This window comes from Marinobacter sp. ST-43 (assembly GCF_030541085.1).
GTDB classification, from domain to species: domain Bacteria; phylum Pseudomonadota; class Gammaproteobacteria; order Pseudomonadales; family Oleiphilaceae; genus Marinobacter; species Marinobacter nauticus.
Window position 1 is genome coordinate 466,838 of record NZ_JASSVO010000001.1, and the last position, 21,883, is coordinate 488,720.

Sequence of the window (21,883 nt, forward strand, 5' to 3'; positions counted from 1 at the left end):
AGGTTCTGTTTATGACCCAAACCGACCCGGCCGTAACCATTCCACCGGCCCCGGATACCGTTCGCTGGCTGGAGACACCCGAGCAGCTGGATCAGTGGCTCGACAGCCTTGAACCCGGCATGCCGGTCGCACTCGACACGGAGTTCGAGCGGGTGTCCACCTTCTACCCGATTCCTGGCCTGGTGCAGTTGGGCGCTGGCGGACAGTTCTGGCTGGTGGATCCGGAGGTGGCTGAGGCCTCGGAATCGTTCCGGGCGATGCTGGCCGATGAAAACCGTCCAAAACTGCTGTATGCCATGAGTGAGGATCTGGAGTTATTCCGCCATTGGCTGAATGTGGAACCAGCCGGTGTGCTGGATTTGCAGATCGGTGCCGCGCTGGCCGGTGCCGGATTCTCTGTAGGTTACGCCCGCCTGGTTGAGACGCTGTTCGGTGAAGCACTCGATAAGTCCGCCACCCGCTCGGACTGGGTGTCACGGCCACTGACGCCGGCCCAGGAGCGCTACGCCCTGGACGATATCCGTTTTCTGGAGCCACTTTACGGATGGGTGTTGGCTAACCTCAGGCAGCGTAACCTGGAACATGCCCTGGCGGATGAGTCCCGGCGATTTGCCAACGAGGCCGCTACCCAGGAAGACCCGGAGCAGCATTATCTGAAACTCCGGGGCGGCTGGACCCTGAACCGGGAACAGCAAGCGGTTCTCCGGGCACTGGTCGCCTGGCGCGAGCAGGAGTGTCGACGCCAGGACCGGCCACGCAACAGGGTCCTGAACGATGGCTTGCTGATTGCCATTGCTGAGCGTTTGCCGTCATCTGCTGCGGTGATCAGGGATGTTCAGGGCGTACCCGGGGGGTTCGTTAAACGTTATGGCGAGCAGTTGGTTGAGCTTGTGCAGGCCGCCCGTGCTACCGATAATTCCGGGCTTGAGCTCATCCCCAGACCGCTGAGCCGGGATCAGCAAGCGCTTTACAAGAAGGTTAAGCGTTACTTTAGCAATGCAGCTGAACGCTTTGATATTCCAATGGAAATATTGGCGCCACGTAAACGTATTGAGAAACTGATCCAGGATGGCACCCTGGCGGGCCAGACGTTTTTTGAGGGATGGCGCGAGGAAATTATCGCGCCGGTAAAGCAAGATATTGAGGAACTGCTCAACCAATGACTGAACGCGAATTTGTATCGGTGTTTCGCAGCAGCAAGAAAGGCGACACCTATCTCTTTGTCCGCCGAGGGCAAAAGTGGGACGATTTACCGGAGGCGCTGAGAGGTATCTTTGGCTCGCCCATCCACTCGATGGATCTGCTGTTGACGCCAGACAAGAAGCTCGCGCGCACAACCGGAAAGGAAGTGTTGGTGGCAATTGAGGAAAAGGACTTTTTCCTGCAGATGCCGGAAGAGCAGGACACCTACATCGTCGACTTCAAGCGCAAGATTGAGCAGCACCGGAAATGATTGCGCAGATTCCCTTCTGGCAGCGTAAACGACTGGCGGATATGACGCAGCCGGAATGGGAGTCCCTGTGTGATGGCTGCGGTAAGTGCTGTTTACAAAAGCTGGAGGATGAGGATACGGGGGAGGTGTATCACACCGATCTTGTATGCCGTTACATGGACCTGGATACCTGTGGCTGTACGGTCTATGAGCAACGATTGAAAAAGGTACCGGGGTGTACGGTACTGACCGCCGATACAGTTCTCAGCTACCACTGGTTACCATACACCTGTGCGTACCGGACCCTCGCCGAGGGAAGGCCTCTGCCGGACTGGCACCCGCTTCGCAGCGGAGATCCTGATACCGTTCATCAAGCCCGTGTTTCGGTGCGGGGAAGCGTGGTGTCGGAAGATTCTGTGCCGGAAGAGGATTGGGAAGAACACATTATTCACTGGATTCTGTAATGATGGATACAGACGCTTCACTCGCTTATGGGGTTTTCTGGGCGGCCTATGCCGTCGCTTTCGTTGTGTTTTTCTACATGATGAAATCACTGTTCCGGGTATTGCCCTTTTATGGTCTGCGGACGTTGCTTTTGTCTGCGCTTGTGGTGCTGGTGCTGACCCCCGTGGAATCGCCAGACGTGGCCGGCTGGTGGATACCGGCGTGGCTGTTTGCGGGCTATGAGCTGATTCTTGGCGACACCGATGCCGCCGGTCGCGCACTGTTCAATTTCAGCATCGCCGCGATTGTTATGCTACTGGTATGGATACTTGACCTGGTTCGGTACCGGCTGGTTCGCAAGTAGACGTTTTCTGAGAACTACAAAAGATAAGGGCGCAGTTCAATGAAGGGGTTCAAACGCATTTGGGTGGCTGCAGCTTTGCTGCTGATTTCTTGGCAAGCAGGTGCGCAGGACCCGGCACTGTCTCTGCCCGGCAACGCGGATGTGCGCATTGTGGTGGATATCTCCGGCTCCATGAAGGAAACCGATCCACAGAATCTCCGCCGCCCAGCGGTTCGTCTGCTGGCCCGGACCCTGCCGGAAGGGGCCAGTGCCGGTCTCTGGACTTTCGGGCAGTACGTCAACATGCTGGTGCCCTACGGTGTGGTTGATCAGTCCTGGCGCGACGCTGCTATTGAGCGTTCCGAGCAGATCAATTCGGTAGCGCTGCATACGAACCTCGGTTTGGCGATGGAGAAAGCCGCCAACGACTGGTTGTCTGGAGGTACCCTCGAGAACACCCATCTTATTGTCCTCAGCGATGGCAAGGTCGACGTGCCAGGTGGTGACGACGCAAGTCAGGCTGAGGAAAAACGCATAGTCGATTCCTTGTTGCCAGCGCTGAAAGACAAGGGCGCCACAATTCATACGGTTGGTCTGTCTGAGAAAGCGGACATCCGGTTTCTTCGTAACCTGGCCCGGGAAACCGGTGGCAGCTTCCAGCTGGCGCAATCTGCCGAGGCGTTGAATCTGGCGTTTGCCAATGCGCTGAATACCGCAGTGCCGCAGGAACAGGTTCCCATTGAGGGCGATGGCTTTGCCGTTGATGATGGCATCAGCGAGTTTACGGCACTGATCTTCTCAGGACAGGATGCTTCTGGCGAAGAGTCGTTGGCACTTGCACAGCCTGGTGGTGAGCCGTTCACCCGGGAGAGCGCTCCGGAGAATGTCCGTTGGGCATCTGAGCCGGGCTATGATCTGATCACCGTTACTGAACCGGTCTCGGGCCGCTGGCGTATCATTGGCGATCTTGGCCAGGGGAGCCGCGTGACGGTGGTCAGTGATCTGCGCATGGCCGTGAATCCGATTCCCGCTGAGTTTACCGAAGAGCAGCCTCTGGCCATTGAAGTGGCTTTTTTTGAGGAAGCCGAAAAGATTACCGGGTCAGACTTTCTCTCGGTCATGGACGTTAGCCTGTCGATAACCGCGAGTGATGGTCGGCAAGGTACCAAGGTTTTGTCTCCCGACACCCCGCCGGAAGACGGCGTATATCGGGACACCGTACCCAGATTGCCTGCACCTGGCCGCTATCAGGTTGATGTGGTGGCGGATGGCGGAACTTTCTCCCGCAAATTCAGCGCCATGACGACGTTTACCGTGCCAGGGGAAGAGCCACCTCTGGAGGTGGTGACCGAACCCATGGTGCCAGACCTGTCTGAACAGGCGGAGCCGCTGCCGGATTTTGATGGCGGAGCCAACTCTTCAGAACCGGAGCCGCCAGCGGAAGCTGAGCCTCCGGTCGAAGTTCCGGTTCAGGAATCCGAGCCGGAACCAGTGCCAGAGCCTGCACCGGTCGTTGAGCCGGAGCCCGAAGCGCCGGTCGAACAGCCGATTGCTGAAACGGAGCCGGAGAAGGGTACCCTTCTGGGTATCCCGGTTTGGGCCTGGGGTGCTGGCGCAGCCTTGCTGGTTGCTATCGTGGGCCTTGGTTTGTTTGCATGGCGCCAGAAAAAAGCGAGGGCAGAACAGGAGCAGGCGGCAGCGGCTGAGCGTGAAACCCTGGAAGACCTGGCTGAAGAGTCGGATGAACCACCGGTGGTGGAGCCGGAGCCTCCGGTAGCGTCAGAGTCGGTGGAAGCGGAGGCTGAACCTGAAGCAGACCTGGAAACATCTCCCGAGCAGGTGTCTGCCGAAGAGCCGGAACCGGAAGACATTCCGGAACTCTCGCAAGCTGACAGCGAACCGGACGAGATTCCGGATGAGGCCGTACCCGAAGTAACGGAAGAGCTGCCATCGGCTGAACTGGAGCCGGAAGAGGATGACATCCCCTTGGCAGACGATACGGTTGGCGCCGAGGCGGAGCCAGATCCTTCTGAAGCTGATGAGATCAGCGAGTCGGAGTTCGACATTGATGAGGACGAGTTTGGTCTGGAAGACTTCGACCTCTCCGAATTCGACGATTTGCCCGATTATGATGAAGAGTCTCCGGAGGAAGAAAAATCCAAACCGGCGGACAAGAAAGAGAATCCGAAAAAGTAACCAACAGGAATCAGACACATGAAGTTTACCGGCACCGATAAATACGTAGCCACCGATGACCTGCAAATGGCAGTCAATGCAGCGATCGCGCTGCAGCGTCCGTTGTTGATCAAGGGTGAACCCGGCACCGGTAAAACCCTGCTGGCGGAGGAAATGGCCGCGGCGCTGGGAATGACTCTGATTCCCTGGCACATCAAGTCGACCACCAAGGCCCAACAGGGCCTGTACGAGTATGATGCGGTGTCCCGCCTTCGGGATTCCCAACTCGGGGACGAGAAGGTCAAAGACATTCGCAACTACATTGTGAAGGGCAAGCTCTGGGAAGCCTTTGAGGCGGACGAGCAGGTGGTGCTGCTGATCGACGAAATTGACAAGGCGGATATCGAGTTCCCGAACGACCTGTTGCTGGAACTGGATCGAATGGAGTTTTTCGTTTACGAAACCCAGGAGTTTGTGAAAGCGAAGAAACGCCCGATTGTGGTCATCACCAGTAACAACGAGAAAGAGCTGCCAGATGCCTTCCTGCGCCGCTGCTTCTTCCACTACATCAGCTTCCCGGATCACGACACCATGAAGAACATCGTGGATGTTCACTTCCCGGGAATTCAGCAGCAGGTGGTGCGGGATGCGCTGGAAGTGTTTTTTGATGTTCGCAAGGTGCCGGGGCTCAAGAAGAAGCCGTCGACATCCGAGCTGATCGACTGGCTCAAGTTGCTGATGGCGGATGAGCTCTCTGCCAAAGCCCTGCAGGAGAAAGACTCCAGCTCGGCTCTGCCACCGCTCTATGGTGCCCTGGTGAAGAATGAGCAGGACGTTCATTTGCTGCAGAAGCTGGCTTTCATGGCGCGTCGCCGAAACTGATCACCGACAAGAGCCTTGCTTTATGTTGATTGATTTTTTCCTCGAAGTACGGCGGGCCAGGGTGCCAGCCAGTCTGCGGGAATTCCTGGACCTGCTGGAGGCCATTCAGCAGCGCCTGGCATTCGCAGACATGGAGGAGTTCTACTACCTGGCCAGGGTGTGTCTGGTTAAGGATGAGCGGCACTTTGACAAGTTTGATCGCGCCTTCCAGGCTTATTTTGAAGGCATCGAGAATCTCGATGATCTGCTCGAGGCGCTGATACCGGACGATTGGCTGCGCGCCGAATTCGAGAAACACCTGACCGATGAAGAGAAAGCCAAGATCGAGTCTCTCGGCGGGCTGGAAGAGTTGATCGAAACCTTCAAGAAGCGCATGGAAGAGCAGAAGGAGCGTCACGCCGGTGGTAACAAATGGATTGGTACCGGCGGAACCTCACCGTTTGGTGCCAACGGTTACAACCCGGAAGGTTTCCGTATCGGCCAGAACAAGGGGCGCCACGGCCGGGCGGTTAAAGTCTGGGAAAAGCGTGAGTTCCGTGATCTGGACGACAGCATCACCCTCGGCATCCGCAACATCAAGGTCGCCTTGCGCCGGCTGCGTAAATTTGCCCGACAGGGCGCGGCAGACCAGCTCGACATGGATGACACCATACGCTCAACGGCCCGCAATGCCGGATATCTGGACCTGAAAATGGTTCCGGAGCGGCACAATGCCGTGAAGGTTCTGATCTTCTTTGATGTGGGTGGTTCAATGGATCCTCACGTTCGGGTGTGCGAAGAGCTGTTCTCCGCGGCACGTCTTGAGTTCAAGCACATGGAGTATTTCTACTTCCATAATTTCATTTATGAAAGCGTGTGGAAGAATAACATCCGGCGCATGAACGAGACGCTCAGCACCTGGGACATCCTGCATAAATATACGCCGGACTATAAGGTGATCTTTGTCGGGGATGCCACCATGGCGCCTTATGAGATCACGCATCCCGGTGGCTCTATCGAGCACTGGAATGAGGAAGCAGGCGCCACCTGGTTCCAGCGGGTGACCGAGCATTTCCGGAAGGTGGTGTGGCTCAACCCGTTACCGGAAAGCTACTGGGGATCGGGTGGTTCACTGGGCATTACCCAGCAATTGGTCAATAATCATATGTACCCTTTGACCATTGAGGGGCTCGAATCGGCCATGAGGCAGTTGAGTAAATAAAAAAAAGCCGATGCGGTTGAGGGCATCGGCAAAGCTCGGCATATTCAAGCGGGGGTTGCCCGAAAGGCGCTCCCGCCATCTCTGGTAGAGCAATTCCGGGGCCATGCCCCTGTATCTACTTTTAATATCAGTAAGTTGCCTCGTCATGGGGCCATTCAGTCCTTTGTGATCCCCCGACCTTTTCTTTGTTTCTGTCAAATTAGTCGACGCTTTTCGTTGCCGATACCCGGCCAAATGCTCATTTGGTGAAATGGATACCGTTCTTGGTTGTTAGCGGGTGTTACTCTTTATTTCGAAATGTTACCTGAGCCGCGCACCAGCGCGGCCCGGCAAGGCAGGAAAGTGATGTTCGGCAGACAAAAACCACAAAAGTGCCGGATTGCCCCAGGGATCAGGGGGCTTTGTATATCCGGAATGATCATTGCTGCGATGGCGGCAACCTCCCACGCATCGTCGCTCGATGAGCAGATCGAGCGTCTGAACGCTGACATTACCCGGCATACCGCAAGTGTGCATGCCCTCGAGCAGAAACTGCTGCACCCGGTGAATACCCGGGTGGCGGTCTTTCTGTCTTTGGCGAACAGGCAAGCTCTTGAGCTGGATTCGGTAGAACTGTTCGTCAATGAGCAGCCGGTTACCGCTCATCTTTACACAGAAAACGAACGGAGCTCACTGGGCCAGGGCGGCGTACATCAACTGTTTATCGGCAACCTCGTGGACGGAAGACACACTCTCAAGGCAGTGATCAACGCCCGGGCGGCCAACAATCGTTTCGTGCGCCGGGAGATCGTCCACGATTTCCGGAAACAGCCCGGCACTTTGCGCCTGCAGATGACGCTGAACGCCAAGGCACCGGACTATGAACCGGAAGTCTCATTTGTTGAGTGGAAATAACCGGCCATGAATGGGCGCATGTCTCTGTTCCTCCGAACCAGTATTGGTGTCATGGCAGCGATGCTGGCAGGTGTTGCCGCGCCGGTAGCAACTGCCATGGATAACTCGTTGGCAACCGGCGTGGTTCGCTTTGCGCTGGATACCGGTGAGGCTTCGTCGGTTGTCGGATTGGCCATGAAGCTTGAAGGCGAATCGGCCGATTACCTCCAGGCCCGGCTTATGCTGGCGTCGGGGCAGCACGACAAGGCCAGGGCTGGGTTTGAGGGTGTATTTAACGGTGCGTCTTACCGGGGCGAAGCGGCATTGGCTCTGGCTGAAATGGCACAGGAAGAGGGCGATCTCACCGGTGCGGAAAACTGGTACCAACAGGCGCGCCGAACCGGCTATGGCGAAGTGGTTCAAAAAGCGCTTCTCGGTCTGGCGGAGCTGGCCAGAATACAAGGGAAGACCGACGCGGCCGGTCAATACCTTGCGCGTATGGAAGATGGCTACTGGGCGGCTGTGGGCTATATGAACCTGGCGGCGGATTTCGCCCGCGATGATCTCGATTCATCACGGGCCCTGGTTTCGCTCCGGGTTGCCATGGCCATGGCTGCCAAGGATACCGACACCAGCCGGAGCCGGGCACTGCTGGATCAGCTCAATCTCCGGGCCGGCTATCTCGCACTGGGTAGCGACGATTACGACAAAGCGATTGATTTCCTGGAGAAGGTCTCTCTGGAAAGCTATCACACACCTCAGGCTCTCTATCTTCATGGCCTTGCCCTGTCGAGCAAAGGCAACCACCGTGCCGCCATGCAGAGCTGGCACCGTGCCAAGAAATTTCCGCTGGCATTTCCGGGTGTTTCAGATGCGTGGATTGGTATGGGCCGTGGTTATGATCTTTCCGGGTATCCGGGCCAGGCGGGAGAATCCTGGTTGGCAGCCAACGCGGCCTATGAGGGAGAACGGGTTACTCTTGGCAAATTGTCCGAAAGGATCACGGCTGAAGGAGCCTACAAAGCTCTGGTTCAGGATGCCCGTAGTGACGACATTCAATGGTTTTTGGCCGATAACCGAACGTTAACCCAGCCACGAATGGCGTATCTTCTGCGCTTCATGGAAGAACCCGGGGCCCAGGTGGCGGTGCGGAGGGTAGCGCGCCTTGATGAGATGGTCGCAACACTGGATGCGAACAAGTACAACCTGGAGGTTTTCATCCAGGCCCTTGAAGTCTTTATGGCCTCGGCCGGTTCAGGGGGGGTGGCGCCACAAACCGCTGGGCTTGAGCAACAGCAGAGTGATCTGGAATCCAGGTTGAATGGGTTGGTGGAGCAGGCGGCAACGCCTGCCCAGGTCACAGAGTTGCGTCAGCTAAAACAGTCCCTGGCAGGAGCCGGCCGCCGCATGGGCGCGTTGAATGAGCAGATCCTCCAAAGACCTGAGCGCCTGGAAAAGGTTCTGGACGAAGCTCGTGCAATGAGAGACGCCACCAAGGATTTACGTTACAAGGCCCTCAGTCTCCGGGAGCAGGCTGCGCGAAAACTGGATGCACTGGCACTGGCGTTTGTTAAAAAGCAGACCCAGCACATGACTCACGCGCTGGACAAAACCGAGCAGCAAATCGCCCATCTCTACGAGTATCTGGCTCTGGAAAATCTTGGGGAGGGTGCACAGTGAATCTGCCTTTTGCTCCCAAGTCCTTTGCGGCATCCCTTGTCATGATTATGGCGTTGGCCCAAGCGCCGGTTTCTGCGCAGGAATCGTTCCGCGTGGAGTTGGGGCGGGATGGTGAAACCCTGGGGGATATGCGCCCGGTGTTTCTGAAATTTGAGAGCCGGCCGCTGCCGGCGATTTCGCCTCTTGAAGTGGCTCGCCGTTATCAGAAGCTGTTTGAGTCCTCGGATGAGCCTGAAGTGCGGATAGACGCCCTGAACCGGCTCAACAACATCCGTGATAGGTCTGGAGAGGACGTCGGGTTCTCCGAAGAGCGGGAAGCGGCCATCTATGAGGAAGTGCTCGAGAGCTACGAAAGCATTCTGGCCAAAGGGTCCTTTTCCGGGCGTCTCGACGAGTTGCTGTACCAGATGGCCAAGGCCCACGCGCTGACCGGGCAACCGGAGCAGTCCATCGCAAGACTGAAACAGCTTGTTGGGCTTTACCCGAACTCGGAACTGGTACCTGAGGCCCGTTTTCGCATAGCGGAAGCGGCCTTCTCCGCCGGCCGTCACGCAGAGGCTGAGGCCGGTTACCGGCAGTTGCTGGAGCATGACAGCCATCAGGAGCTCGCCGCCAAAGCCCGCTACATGCTCGGCTGGAGTCAGTTTAAACAGGGTGAGCCCGCCTGGACCCGCGCGGCAGATACGTTCATGGCGGTACTGGATCAGCAATTGCCAGACCAATCCACGCTGGCCAACCCGCCGGCGCAGTCCATGGATATGCTGGAGGACACCTTCCGGGTGCTGGCTTTGATGGCGTCCCGCCAGAGTGATGCCCGGACCCTTGCCGGCTGGCTGGATGGTCGTGAGTCATCAGCATGGCAGCATCTGTTATACGACCGGCTTGCGGATCTGCATGCGGTGGAACGTCGTTATGAACGGGCGGTGTCAGTCAACAACGCTTTTGTGTCCGAGTTTCCGGGCCACACAGCGAGCCCGGATTTCCTGGCCCAGAGTGTGTCCTACTGGCAACTGGCCGGTAAAACCTCAAAAGCTCTGGCGGCGCGGGATGATTACGTCCAGCGTTTGGGGGCAGAGGCCCGATTCCAGACGATGACTCCTGAGCAGAAGGGGCTTTGGGCGCAATACACCCGCTTCCTCGCTGATCACTACTACGCCACCGGTACAGACCTCAGTAGCCGGAACCAAACGGCTGTCGCCAGTGAAGCCTGGGCCAAAGCCGCCCATTATTACGAGCGGCTTGCACCTCGCTCGGATCAAGCCGGGGAACTGCTCCATCTCGCAGGCGATGCCCGGTTACTGGCTGGCGATCGGGCTGAAGCCGTCAGGAATTTCCGGGCCGCAGCCTACGACCATCGCCACGGGGATTCCCGGGATTCGGCCTGGGCCGCTATCCGAATTGTTCGTGAGGATCTTGAGCTGGCATCAGGAGAGAGCAGAACTGCGACGCTGCTCGTCCTGAGCAACGAAGAGCAGCAATATGCAGAGGCGTTTGGCCCGGATGAACGTCTGTCGGGGCTCCGTGCCGACCTTGCCAACCGTTGGTACGACCTGGGCGAATTCGAGCGTGCCCTGCAATACGCCAGTTCTACACTGACCTGGGAGCGGGCGGGGGTTACCGAGCGTTACGCCGCGTGGTTGGTGACCGCGCGTATTCGACAGAAAAACAACGAGTTTGGGCTCGCTGAACGTGCGTGGCGCCAGGCTTTGCCATTGGCTGACGAAGCCAGCCCGGATGCAGAAAGCCAAAGGCGCAGTCTTCTGGAACAACTCGCGTCCGCTATCTATCAGCAGGGTGAAAAGGCTGCTCGTGCCGGCGACGCAACTTTGGCCGTGGCGCATTTCCAGAGGGTTGAGGGCGTTATGCCGGGCTCTGAAATTGCGATCAAGGCTCGCTATGACGCCGCGAATACTCTGCTTCGGGCATCCGACTGGCTGGCTGCCATCAATGAACTCCAACGCTTCCGGATGGATTATCCGAGTCATGAGCTTACGCCTGAAACCAGTGAGAAGCTGGTTCTCGCCTATCAGGAATCTGGCCAGGGATTAAAAGCCGCGGAGGAGCTGCTGAGTCGCTCAGAAACGCTTGCGGACCCGTGGCCCACCAGGCTGCGTGCTGCGGCCATTTTCCACGCAGAGGGTGACAGCGCTTCCAGAAACCAGCTTTACAAAAACTGGCTGGCGGTTGCACCCACGCCCGATTCCGCCGAGGAGCATGTTCAACAGCAGACCATGCGCCAACGGCTGATCGAATCGGGAGACTCGGTGATTGCCGTACGTGAACAACTGCTGGCTCGGGAACGAGCCAGCCATTGGCATTCCGAGGATACCCTGAAATGGGCTGCCGATGCTGCACTGTTCTTTGGTGCCCAGACGGCAGAGCGTTTTGCCGGCATTGCACTGGTTCACCCGCTGGAGCAGTCACTTGCACGAAAGCAGGCGGCCATGCAGCAGGCTCAGGAGTATCTCCAGGAGGCAGAGTCCTTTGCCGGCGTTGGAGTACGTTCGGAGGTTTTATATCGCCGTGCTGAACTCTATCGAACACTGGCGTCTGACCTCATGTCCTCTGAAGTACCTGCGGAACTGAACGAAATGGAAGCCATGCAGTATCAGATGCTCCTGGAAGAGGAAGCGTTTCCACTTGAGGAAGAGGCCATGGCGCTGCACGCCCGCAACCACGAACGTATCCCCGCGGAGGGGTTCGATGAGTGGATTCAGCGCAGCCTGGAGGCCCTGGCCACCATGCATCCCGGGCGCTACGACCGACAGCTTCGCTGGATGAGTTGGACGACGGACACCAATCAGGGAGGCTCATGATGAGGTTGAGAGGGATACCCCAGGTTTTCCGGTTTTTACTTCTTCTGGTTCTTGCGGGGTTGGCTGGCTGCGCTTCCAAAGCGCCGGCACCTGAAAAACTGGCGCAGGTGTATCAGCCGGAACAGTCAAAAGAGTGGGAGCGGCAGGGCCGGCAGGCCTACGAAGCCGGTGACCGGAAGATGGCGCTGGAGGCCTGGCACCAGGCGGTTGCGGCGGATCCTGCCAACGTGAGGGTCCGCAACAATCTGGCACTGCTTCTTAAAGAGCAGGAGCGCTTCCAGGAAGCCGCTGAGATGCTGGAAGCGGGGTTGAAGGTGACGCCGAAGGTGGCGGAACTGCATTACAACCTGGCGGTGATATCGGAGCTCTACCTGCTGGACCTCGACAAGGCGCTGGAACATTACCAGCAATATCAGTCCCTGGTGGGGGAGGAAGGCTCGCAGGTTGCCGGCTGGATCGCAGATCTTGAACGGAGGCTGCAATGATGCTGTCCAGGTTAACGTGCTGCGGTTTCCCCCTGTCTGTTCTGCTGCTTTGGCCGGCCATCGGCTATTCCGCAGAAGGCAACAGTGAGGCGGGGCAGAGCCAACAGAACGTTCTGCAGGTACGGGGGCTCTCCGCTGGCACCGGCGAAGACGATCCGAGAATTCTGTACATATTGCCCTGGCAAACGCCGAGCCTGCCCCGGCGCCCGAGAACCGAACTCAATCAACAGGCACCGGAACTCTTGCATCCGGTACCTCAACCGGTTCTGGAGAACCATCGCCAGTTTCGCGAAACCCTGAACCCCCTTGTGCTGACACTAACGCTTTCTGCAGGGCAGGGCGCCGCACCAGTCGAGTCGCAACCGTAACGTCGCAGTATATGGAGAACTACACCATGCTTGATACCGTTATCCGCTTTTTCCAGGAGGGTGGTCCCTTCATGTACCCGATTGCCATTGTGCTTGCACTCGGGCTGGCGATCACTCTGGAACGTTTCCTGTATCTCGGAGCGGTTCGCCGTCGAAACCGGGTGGCATTTGAGCGCGGCATTCTGCCCGCCCTGCAAAAACGTGATTACCAGCGCGCCATGAAGGCGGCGTCCAGCTCAGACAGCGCAATTGCCTCAGTGCTTGGCGCTGGCATTGCCCGGTTGATCAATAACTGCCGGCGTGAAGACATCGAATACGCGATGGAAGAGGGGCTGATGGAAGTGCTGCCCCGATTGGAAAAGCGCACGCAGTATCTCGCCACCCTGGCCAACATTGCGACGCTGCTGGGCTTGCTTGGCACCATCATTGGCTTGATTGCGGCATTCACCGCGGTTGCCGCCGCAGACCCCGCGCAGAAGGCATCGCTGTTATCGGAAAGCATTTCCGTGGCCATGAATACCACTGCTTTTGGCCTGATGTCGGCCATTCCGCTGCTCCTGTTCCATGCGGTACTGCAGACCCGCACCAACGAGATTGTCGACAGTTTTGAAATGGCGGGGGTCAAGCTCCTTAACATGGTGTCTGAGTCCGCAAACCGGCCGGCGGCGGCCGCCTGATGGTGCCGGCATTCCAGGATCTGATCAGGAGTAGCCGAACATGAGACGTCGACATCGCAGACTGACGGCCTCGGCAGACCTCGACATTACCGCCTTTCTCAATCTGATGATTGTGCTGGTGCCGGTGTTGCTTCTGGGCATGGTGTTCAGCCAGATCCGGATGATCGAGCTTAACTTTCCGGGCATGGAAGCGGGGCAGGCGCCGGATGCCGAATCGTTCCAGCTGGTGGTGACGGTGCTCCCGGAGGGTATTGAGGTGGCGGACAGCGACCGCGGCCTCATTGACGTGTTGCCTGTTACCGGGCAGGGCCAGGCCTATTCACGACTGAGTGAACTGTTGCAGCGGATTAAATCCCGGATGCCCGACAAGACGGACGTGATCCTGGAAGTCGGACCAGACGTTGACTACCAGACTCTGGTGTCGGTTATGGATACGGTGCGCTCTTACCAGGCGGTGGTGGCAGCGAGCGTTGTGGAAGCAGAGCTCTTTCCGGATGTGTCTTTGATGGATGCTGGTGAGGATCGCAATCTGGCCGCGCGACCGATGGAAGGCAAAGGAGAAGGCGCGTGAAGTTGTCGAGACGAGCCCGACTGCGCCAGCGACACTATGGCCGGATGCACAAGGCGGGTGGCCTGAACCTGGTGTCATTGATGGATATCTTTACCATCCTGGTGTTCTTCCTGATGGTGAATTCCTCGGATGTTAAGGTCATGCAGAACACTGCGGATGTTCCCCTGCCCAGTTCGACCGCCAAACAGGAAGCTGTGGAAAGCCTGACGGTACAGGTGGTCGGCCAGTCCATTCTGGTCCAGGGCCGGGAAGTGGCACGCCTGGACGGCATCGAAGCCACGGATACTCGCATTGCCGGCTTGACCGAAGAGTTGGCGTACCGAAGGAACCGTTGGGCTGAGGTACCGGAAAACGGTCTTGAAGTTACGATTATGGCAGCGAAAGATACCGATTACCGGTTGCTGAGAAAGATCATGCAGACCTGTGTCGATGAGCAGTTCCGGCAGGTACGACTGGCGGTGGAGTCGGAGGTTCGTAATGGTTGATCACAGGGAGCTGTCGCAACCTTCCCGGCTGCCCTGGTCCAGGGACTTAGCAGAGTCGGGCCGCTTCGGCCTGATAACGGGGCTGATGCTGGCGCTGTTTCTGATTCCGGCTCTCATTATCCCGGGCCTGCAGGTACCGGAACCTGAGCGTGAACAGGCTGAGCAATTGCCGCCCCGGCTGGCGAAGCTGGTACAGCCACCGAAGCGGGTTGAGCCACCAGAGCCGGTTGTGGAGCCAGAGCCTGAGCAGCCCAAGCCAGAGCCGGAACCGCAGCAGGTTGAGGAGCCGCGGCAGATTCCTCCTGAACCGACGGTAGCGAAATCGAAGCCTGAGCCTGCGCCGCAGACGACCGAGCAGGCTCGCGAAACCGCCTCACGTTCCGGCCTGTTTGCTATGAAAGACCGGCTCAGCGCTCTGACGTCTGTGGATACTCCGGCACCTGAGGTGCAGCGTGTCGCGAATGTCAGTAACAGTCAGGCGGATGGCCTGGCACCGGAAACGCCGAATGATTCGGTACTGCAAGGCAGCGGCGGTGTTGAAACCCGTGAAGGACCGGTACGGGAAGTCGAACTGGCAAAGCATGAAACCAGTGACGTAGCCGCTCCCCGGGAAACCGCGCCTCAGGTGGCAAGCCAGCCGGAACCCGCCCGGCCGTCAGTGGGCGAGCGTGCCATGAGCAATATCCGGCAGGTATTTGATGCCCAGAAGAGCGTGCTCTATTCCCTGTACCAGCGGGAGTTAAGGCAGGATCCAACCCTTGAGGGTAAGGTTACTCTGGAACTGGTGATTGAGCCGGATGGCAGTGTCTCAGCCTGTGACGTGGTGGGTTCTGAACTGGATCACCCGATGCTGGAAAAGCGCATTGCACTGCGCGTACAGATGTTCAATTTTGGTGCCGCCAATGTGGAGACCCGGAAGGTTCGATTCCCCATCGATTTCCTTCCGGGGTAATGCCGGCCGAAACTCAGCTTTCGATGGTAATTTTCGGCAAGCGGGGTTTTTGCAACGAAATCTTTTCGGTGGGGGCAATCACCTTGGCCTCGCCGGTAACCACCTGATCACCGTTCTGATTGCGCACATCGCAGCCAAAAGAGACACGGTTTTTAGGTTCCTTGCGAAGCACCGACAAGGTGACGGTCAGTGTGTCGTCCAGCTTGACCGGTCGTTTGAACGACAGGCTCTGTTCCAGGTAGATGGTGCCGGGGCCGGGCATGACCGTGGCCAGGGCGGCAGAAATCAGTGAGCCACTCCACATACCATGAGCGATGCGCTCCCGGAACATGGATTCTGCGGCAAACTCCGAATCCAGGTGCACCGGGTTTACGTCCCCGGATACCGCAGCAAACAGCACCAGCTCATCTTCGGTGAGGGTGCGTGTGAAGGTGGCTGAATCGCCTTCGTTCAGTTCGTCGTAGGTAATGTTTTCCAGCGTATCCAGGGTGTCGCTCATCACAGGCTCCGGTGATTCAGTGTTCGAGTACGGTTGTACCGTTTGCTGATCTGAAAACTACCTCATCGTTAACAAAACTGCTATTCTCTCCCCACTTTTTTGAGGCTGATACTTTCGTCGGGTTGATTTTCCCGAGCGATCGGTCTTGGCAAAACATTACAATCAGGGGGCTTCTGAACCCATCCGGTAATACCCCACAGCGCCAATCAGACAGGAGATGGTGATGGATTTTGAGCAGTTCTATCAAGACAAATACCCAGCTGGCATCCCCCGGGAAATCGATCTCAATAAATACAAGAACATGGTGGATGTTTTTGAGCAGGCGGTACAGAAGTTTGCAGACAAGCCTGCGTTTACAGCAGTTGGCGTTACCCTGACCTATCGGGATCTTGATACTCAGAGCCGTAACTTCGCGGCCTGGCTGCAGAACAAAACCGACCTGAAACCGGGCGACCGCATTGCGGTGCAGATGCCGAACGTGACCCAGTATCCGGTGGTTGTGTTCGGGGCCATGCGCGCTGGTCTGATTGTGGTGAACACCAACCCCCTGTACACCACTCGTGAGATGGAGCACCAGTTTAACGATTCTGGCGCAAAGGCACTGGTTGTTCTGGCCAATATGGCCGACAACGCGGAGAAGGTTTTGCCCCATACCGGCATCGAGCACGTGATCGTGACCGAGATTGCCGATATGCACTCCCCCATCAAGCGTACCCTGATGAATGCCGCGGTGAAGCACCTCAAGAAGATGGTTCCGGCGTTCAACATTCCGGGTGCTCATAAGCTGCCGGCGGTACTCAGCGCCGGTGCCCGTGAAAAGTTTACCCCGGTCGACATCAAGCTGGATGATCTGGCCGTGCTGCAGTACACCGGCGGCACCACTGGTGTTGCCAAGGGTGCCATGCTGACTCATGCCAACCTGGTGGCCAACCTGACACAAGTCCGGCCAATGCTGGAAGATCAGGTGGAAGAGGGCAAGGAAGTGGTGATTGCACCGCTGCCGCTGTACCACATCTACTCCTTCACCCTGAACTGCGGCATTATGCTGGAAGCAGGTGCCCATAACGTTCTGATTCCGAACCCGCGTGATATCCCCGGCTTTGTTAAAGAGCTGCAGAAGCAGAAGTTCTCTGCCTTTATTGGCCTGAATACCTTGTTTGTGGCCCTGTGCAACAACGAGGACTTCCAGGATCTGGACTTCTCTGGCCTCAAGCTGACTGCCTCTGGTGGTATGGCCCTGACCAGTGATACCGCGAAAATGTGGCAGCGTGTGACCGGTTGCGAAATCAGCGAAGGCTACGGTATGACCGAGACCTCGCCGGTGGTTACCTTCAACCCCCGCAGCGCCATCCAGATCGGCACCATCGGTCTGCCGATTCCGTCCACTGTGGTCAAAACCATTGACGACGACGGCAATGAAACACCGGTCGGCGAGCCGGGGGAACTGTGTGTAAGAGGCCCGCAGGTGATGCGCGGTTACTGGCAGCGTCCGGATGATACACAGAAGTCGTTCACCGATGACGGTTTCCTGAAGACCGGCGATGTGGCCCTGATCCAGGAAGACGGTTACATCCGCATTGTGGATCGTAAGAAGGACATGATCATCGTGTCCGGTTTCAACGTGTTCCCGAACGAAATCGAAGATGTTGTGACCACACACCCGAAAGTGGTGGAGTGTGCCGCCGTGGGGATCCCCGATGCCAAGAGCGGTGAAGCGGTGAAGGTTTATGTAGTGCCCACCAAAGAAGGTGTAACCGCCAACGAACTCAAGGAGTTCTGTCGGGAGCGTCTGACCGCCTACAAGGTACCCAAGCACTTTGAGTTCCGTGATGAACTGCCAAAGAGCAACGTGGGCAAGATCCTGCGCCGTGAGCTGCGGGACCAGGCCAACGCCAAGTAACAGGCGAGGCCCTCATGCCAACCAAAGACCCTGCTTCGGCGGGGTCTTTGTGTTTCTTGGCTCCGGTTTTCGTTAGACTGTTTCGCCCTGACGTTCCACCTATCCATTGATGAGCCTGCAGCTGTTAATGACTGACAACACTCGTTCCGATACTCCTGTTGACCCCCGGGCCGCCGTCAAAGCGATGATGAGCCAGCTGGACGCCTGTAACCAGCAGGAGGCCGCCCGCATCATTCGCCGTGTAAGCCGTTGTAAGGGTAGCCCCGGCAATAAGGATCTGGAAAAGATGGCGCAATGGCTGGATCAGGGGCTGGAGAAGGTACGTAAGCGTCAGGCTCTGCACAAGCCGGCCACCTTTCCCGCCGGGTTGCCGGTCAGCGATCGGGTCGAGGACATCAGCGATGCCATCAATAACCATCAGGTGGTGATCATTGCTGGTGAGACCGGATCCGGTAAAACCACACAGATTCCGAAGATTTGCCTGAACCTGGGGCGCGGCATCCGCGGCCTGATTGGCCATACCCAGCCCCGGCGGATTGCCGCGCGCAGTGTTTCCAGCCGGATTGCCGAAGAACTGGGTGAGACGGTAGGCCAGCAGGTCGGGTATCAGGTGCGGTTTACCGACAACACCTCGGAGTCGTCCCGGGTCAAGGTAATGACCGACGGCATCCTGCTGGCGGAGGTGCAGCACGACCGTTTTCTGGATCGCTATGACACGCTGATTATCGATGAGGCCCACGAGCGCAGCCTGAATATCGATTTTCTGCTCGGCTATCTCAAGCAACTGTTGCCGAAGCGCCCGGATCTGAAAGTCATCATCACCTCGGCCACGATCGAGGTGGAGCGCTTCAGCGAGTTTTTCAACGAAGCGCCTGTGATTGAAGTCAGCGGTCGTACCTTTCCGGTAGATATTCGATATCGCCCCCTGGTTGGGGACGAGGACGACAGGGATCAGGGCTGGACCGACGGTGTCCTCTCGGCGTTGGACGAGATTGAACAGCATGAACGGCAGGAAAAGCAGCCTCCGGGGGATGTACTGGTTTTTCTGCCAGGCGAGCGGGAGATCCGGGCCGTGAGCAAGGTGCTGCGCCACGCTGACCTGCGTCATACCGAAGTGTTGCCGTTGTATTCCCGCCTGAGTAACCAGGAACAGAACCGGGTGTTCCAGGGCCACAAGGGGCGGCGGATTGTGTTGTCCACCAACGTGGCTGAGACTTCGCTGACGGTGCCCGGTATTCGCTACGTGATTGATACCGGCGTTGCCCGCATCAGCCGGTACAGTGTGCGCTCGAAAATACAGCGTCTGCCCATTGAACCGATTTCCCAGGCCAGTGCCAACCAGCGGGCAGGCCGGTGTGGGCGTGTGGCGCCGGGGATCTGTTTCCGTCTGTACGACGAAACGGACTTTTTGAACCGCCCGGAATACACCGATCCTGAAATCCTGAGAACCAACCTGGCCTCCGTTATCCTGCAAATGGCCACATCCGGACTGGGCGAGATCCGGCATTTTCCGTTTCTTGAGGTGCCGGATCGTCGTCAGGTCAACGATGGTTACAAGCTGCTGGAAGAGCTTAGCGCCGTCGATGACAAACGCCGAGTTACCAGGCTTGGGCGCACCATGGCCCGCTTGCCACTGGATCCCCGGTTGGCCCGTATGCTGGTGACATCAGCGGAGCAGGGCAGTCTGGCGGAAGTGTTGATTGTGATTGCCGGCCTGAGCGTTCAGGACCCCAGGGAACGACCTCAGGACAAGCAGCAGGCGGCCGACCAGGCACACGCCCCGTTCAACGACAAGGAATCGGACTTCGCCACCCTGCTGAATATCTGGAACTGGTTCGAAGAACAGCGCCAGGAGTTGTCCCAGAACCAGCTCAAGAAACTGTGCCAGAAAACCTTCCTGAGCTGGATGCGAATGCGTGAGTGGCGGGACATTCACCGCCAGCTCACCCTGATCTGCCGGGAGCAGAAGCTGACAGTGAATAACCAGCCGGCCAACTACGACGCAGTGCATAAAGCCATTCTGGCCGGCTTGCTTGGCCAGGTGGCGGTGAAAGTGGAAAAGCGGGAGTATCTGGCCACCCGAAACCGCAAGGTGATGATTTTCCCGGGCTCCAAAGTCGGCAGAACGGCACCCAAGTGGATTGTGGCGGCCGAGATCGTCGAAACCAGCAAGGTGTTTGCCCGAATGGTGGCGGCCATTCAGCCCGAATGGGTGGAGCCGCTGGCAGGCCACGTGGTAAAGCACCACTATTTTGAGCCCCACTGGGAGCAGAAGCGTGCCCAGGTGATGGGGTACGAGAAGGTCACACTTTATGGCCTGGATGTGGTCCCCAAGCGCCGTATTCCCTACGCCAAGGTTGACCCCGCCGAGTGCCGGAATCTGTTTATTCGCCGTGCCCTGGTTGAGGGGGATTTCCAGTCCAGGGCGCCGTTTATTGCCCGTAACCGCGAAATGCTGGATACCGTCGAGAATCTGGAGAAGAAGACCCGGCGGCGGGATCTTCTGGTGGATGATGAAGTTTTGGTGGCTTTCTACGACCAGAGACTGCCATCGGATATCGTTAGTGGCCGACATTTTGAATCCTGGTGGAAAGGATTATCTGCCGAAGAATTGAAGAAGCTGGAGCTGACAGAGGCCGACGTTCTGCAAAGGCCTCTGGATGAGACCTCGGCCCAGCAGTACCCCGACTACCTGGAATGGGAGGGGGTGAAATACCCTCTGAGTTATGAGTTTGAGCCCACCAGTGAGCGCGACGGTGTCACCCTCAACGTGCCCTTGATGGCTTTGCGACAGATCCCCGCCCGGCGTCTGGAGTGGCTGGTGCCGGGGCTGCTTCGGGAAAAATGCATTGCCCTGGTCAAGGGGCTGCCGAAAGCGTTGCGCCGGAATTTTGTGCCGGTACCGGACTTTGTTGACGCGGCTCTGGCCAACCTGCAGCCGGGCAACGAGCCTCTGGCGATCAAACTGGGCGAACAGCTGCGACGAATGACCGGGGTCCAGATTGATCCGGATGCCTGGCCGGAGGAGGAGCTGCCCCGCCACCTGAGGATGAACCTGAGGGTGACCGGCGACAAAGGCAAGGTCATCGCCGAAAGCCGAGACACCGATGAACTTCAGGCCAGACTGGAGGGCCGGGCCGAAGAAGCGCTGGCCTCGGCGACGAGAGATGAGCCCGGGCAAAAACAGGCGGGTGAATACATAGCCTGGCAATTCGGAACCCTTCCTGAGCACGTTCAAACGGAAAAAGGCGGTATGCAGGTCACGGTGTACCCGGCTCTGGAAGATCTGGGTAATAAGGTGCGGGCTTCGCGTTGTCTGGACAAGCTCACCGCAGAGGATACCCATCGTCGCGGCGTTGCGCGGCTGATTGTGAACCGGTTCGGTAATACCCTGGCGGATCTTGAGCGAAAGCTGCCCCGCTTCAAACAGTCTGCGTTGATGTTTGCACCGATCGGCCAGGCAAAGGGACTGCTGGATGATCTGGTGTTGTCGACGGTTATGCAGCATTTTCTGGCGGACCAACTGCCCAGAACCGAACAGGCGTTCGCAGAGCTGTTCGACCGCCACCGGGGTGACTTCATTCCTGCTCTGGAAGCTGCTGATGAGCGCCTGTTTCAGGCCATGAACGGCTACCAGAAAGTCGCGAAACAGCTCAAGGGCAAGATTAATCTGGCGCTGGCAGCAAGCATGGCCGACCTCAAGTTCCAGTTGCAACATCTGGTGTATCCGGGTTTCCTGGTCAATACCCCGGTTCAGTGGCTGGAACGGTTCGGAACCTATTTTGAAGCGGCGGACATCCGGTTGGAAAAAATGGCGCGGGAAATGGGGCGTGAGCGGGAATTTCTTCACACCATTGAGCCATTATGGGCCCGGTATGCCGCCAAACTGGAGCAGCAGAAGCGGCAGGGCGTGCGAGACCCCGAACTGGAAACCTACCGATGGATGCTGGAGGAGTTCCGGGTGTCGTTTTTTGCCCAACAACTGGGCACGGTAATGACGGTTTCGGCGAAGCGGCTGGATAAACAATGGGAAAAGACCCGCATATAACCTTGCCGGATGCACCATAACAGGGCCACTGGACGATAGTCCCACGGGCAAT

At 57.8% G+C, this 21,883-nt stretch carries 19 protein-coding genes; 18 read left to right on the forward strand and 1 reads right to left on the reverse strand.

Features of this window, described 5'->3' with window-relative positions; genetic code table 11:
* The first annotated feature begins 11 nt into the window (after nucleotides 1–11).
* From QPL98_RS02205 to QPL98_RS02280, 16 genes are all read left to right on the forward strand, one after another.
* Entirely contained in the window at nucleotides 12–1,163 is a 1,152-nt protein-coding gene (locus tag QPL98_RS02205; protein WP_303292545.1) for an HRDC domain-containing protein, read from the forward strand.
* Nucleotides 1,160–1,453 (forward strand): YcgL domain-containing protein, encoded by a 294-nt coding sequence (locus QPL98_RS02210; protein WP_303292546.1) that lies wholly within the window; start codon nucleotides 1,160–1,162, stop codon nucleotides 1,451–1,453. The genes QPL98_RS02205 and QPL98_RS02210 overlap by 4 nt, the downstream gene beginning before the upstream one ends.
* On the forward strand, nucleotides 1,450–1,896 hold the full coding sequence (locus QPL98_RS02215) for a YcgN family cysteine cluster protein (protein WP_153739944.1): 447 nt from the start codon (nucleotides 1,450–1,452) through the stop codon (nucleotides 1,894–1,896). The genes QPL98_RS02210 and QPL98_RS02215 overlap by 4 nt, the downstream gene beginning before the upstream one ends.
* Nucleotides 1,896–2,240, forward strand: coding sequence for a hypothetical protein (locus QPL98_RS02220; protein WP_011785092.1), 345 nt, complete (start codon nucleotides 1,896–1,898; stop codon nucleotides 2,238–2,240). Before QPL98_RS02215 ends, QPL98_RS02220 begins: the two co-directional genes overlap by 1 nt.
* A gap of 75 nt (nucleotides 2,241–2,315) precedes the next feature.
* A complete protein-coding gene (locus tag QPL98_RS02225) occupies nucleotides 2,316–4,415 on the forward strand; it encodes a VWA domain-containing protein (RefSeq protein WP_303292547.1) in 2,100 nt (699 codons plus the stop codon).
* A gap of 18 nt (nucleotides 4,416–4,433) precedes the next feature.
* Entirely contained in the window at nucleotides 4,434–5,276 is an 843-nt protein-coding gene (locus tag QPL98_RS02230) for a MoxR family ATPase (protein ID WP_011785090.1), read from the forward strand.
* Nucleotides 5,277–5,298: 22 nt separating this feature from the next.
* Nucleotides 5,299–6,477 carry a VWA domain-containing protein gene (locus tag QPL98_RS02235; RefSeq protein ID WP_199451624.1) on the forward strand — a complete coding sequence of 393 codons (1,179 nt, stop codon included), beginning with the start codon at nucleotides 5,299–5,301 and terminating at the stop codon, nucleotides 6,475–6,477.
* Nucleotides 6,478–6,906: 429 nt separating this feature from the next.
* On the forward strand, nucleotides 6,907–7,371 hold the full coding sequence (locus QPL98_RS02240; protein WP_226538101.1) for an AraC family transcriptional regulator: 465 nt from the start codon (nucleotides 6,907–6,909) through the stop codon (nucleotides 7,369–7,371).
* 18 nt (nucleotides 7,372–7,389) lie between these two features.
* Entirely contained in the window at nucleotides 7,390–9,030 is a 1,641-nt protein-coding gene (locus QPL98_RS02245; RefSeq protein ID WP_303292548.1) for a lipopolysaccharide assembly protein LapB, read from the forward strand.
* On the forward strand, nucleotides 9,027–11,846 hold the full coding sequence (gene bamD / locus QPL98_RS02250; RefSeq protein ID WP_303292549.1) for an outer membrane protein assembly factor BamD: 2,820 nt from the start codon (nucleotides 9,027–9,029) through the stop codon (nucleotides 11,844–11,846). Before QPL98_RS02245 ends, bamD begins: the two co-directional genes overlap by 4 nt.
* Entirely contained in the window at nucleotides 11,843–12,331 is a 489-nt protein-coding gene (locus QPL98_RS02255) for a tetratricopeptide repeat protein (protein ID WP_114434023.1), read from the forward strand. The genes bamD and QPL98_RS02255 overlap by 4 nt, the downstream gene beginning before the upstream one ends.
* Nucleotides 12,328–12,699, forward strand: a complete 372-nt coding sequence (locus QPL98_RS02260; RefSeq protein WP_235853344.1) for a hypothetical protein — start codon at nucleotides 12,328–12,330, stop codon at nucleotides 12,697–12,699. The genes QPL98_RS02255 and QPL98_RS02260 overlap by 4 nt, the downstream gene beginning before the upstream one ends.
* Nucleotides 12,700–12,725: 26 nt before the next feature.
* Entirely contained in the window at nucleotides 12,726–13,376 is a 651-nt protein-coding gene (locus QPL98_RS02265; RefSeq protein WP_014421339.1) for a MotA/TolQ/ExbB proton channel family protein, read from the forward strand.
* Between the two features lie 40 nt (nucleotides 13,377–13,416).
* Nucleotides 13,417–13,947: a biopolymer transporter ExbD gene (locus QPL98_RS02270; protein ID WP_278350656.1), complete on the forward strand. Its 531-nt coding sequence runs from the start codon at nucleotides 13,417–13,419 to the stop codon at nucleotides 13,945–13,947.
* On the forward strand, nucleotides 13,944–14,432 hold the full coding sequence (locus tag QPL98_RS02275) for a biopolymer transporter ExbD (protein ID WP_303292554.1): 489 nt from the start codon (nucleotides 13,944–13,946) through the stop codon (nucleotides 14,430–14,432). The genes QPL98_RS02270 and QPL98_RS02275 overlap by 4 nt, the downstream gene beginning before the upstream one ends.
* Entirely contained in the window at nucleotides 14,425–15,384 is a 960-nt protein-coding gene (locus QPL98_RS02280) for an AgmX/PglI C-terminal domain-containing protein (RefSeq protein WP_113880151.1), read from the forward strand. The genes QPL98_RS02275 and QPL98_RS02280 overlap by 8 nt, the downstream gene beginning before the upstream one ends.
* 13 nt (nucleotides 15,385–15,397) lie before the next feature.
* Here QPL98_RS02280 and QPL98_RS02285 read toward each other — a convergent pair whose 3' ends face one another.
* Nucleotides 15,398–15,883, reverse strand: a complete 486-nt coding sequence (locus QPL98_RS02285) for a MaoC/PaaZ C-terminal domain-containing protein (protein WP_113880150.1) — start codon at nucleotides 15,881–15,883, stop codon at nucleotides 15,398–15,400.
* Between the two features lie 223 nt (nucleotides 15,884–16,106).
* On the opposite strand from QPL98_RS02285, the gene QPL98_RS02290 reads away from it, so the two are divergent.
* A complete protein-coding gene (locus QPL98_RS02290; protein ID WP_303292555.1) occupies nucleotides 16,107–17,783 on the forward strand; it encodes a long-chain fatty acid--CoA ligase in 1,677 nt (558 codons plus the stop codon).
* Nucleotides 17,784–17,910: 127 nt separating this feature from the next.
* The gene (gene hrpA / locus QPL98_RS02295; RefSeq protein WP_303292557.1) at nucleotides 17,911–21,831 is read left to right on the forward strand and encodes an ATP-dependent RNA helicase HrpA; all 3,921 of its coding nucleotides are present in this window, start codon (nucleotides 17,911–17,913) and stop codon (nucleotides 21,829–21,831) included.
* The last annotated feature ends 52 nt before the right edge of the window (nucleotides 21,832–21,883 follow it).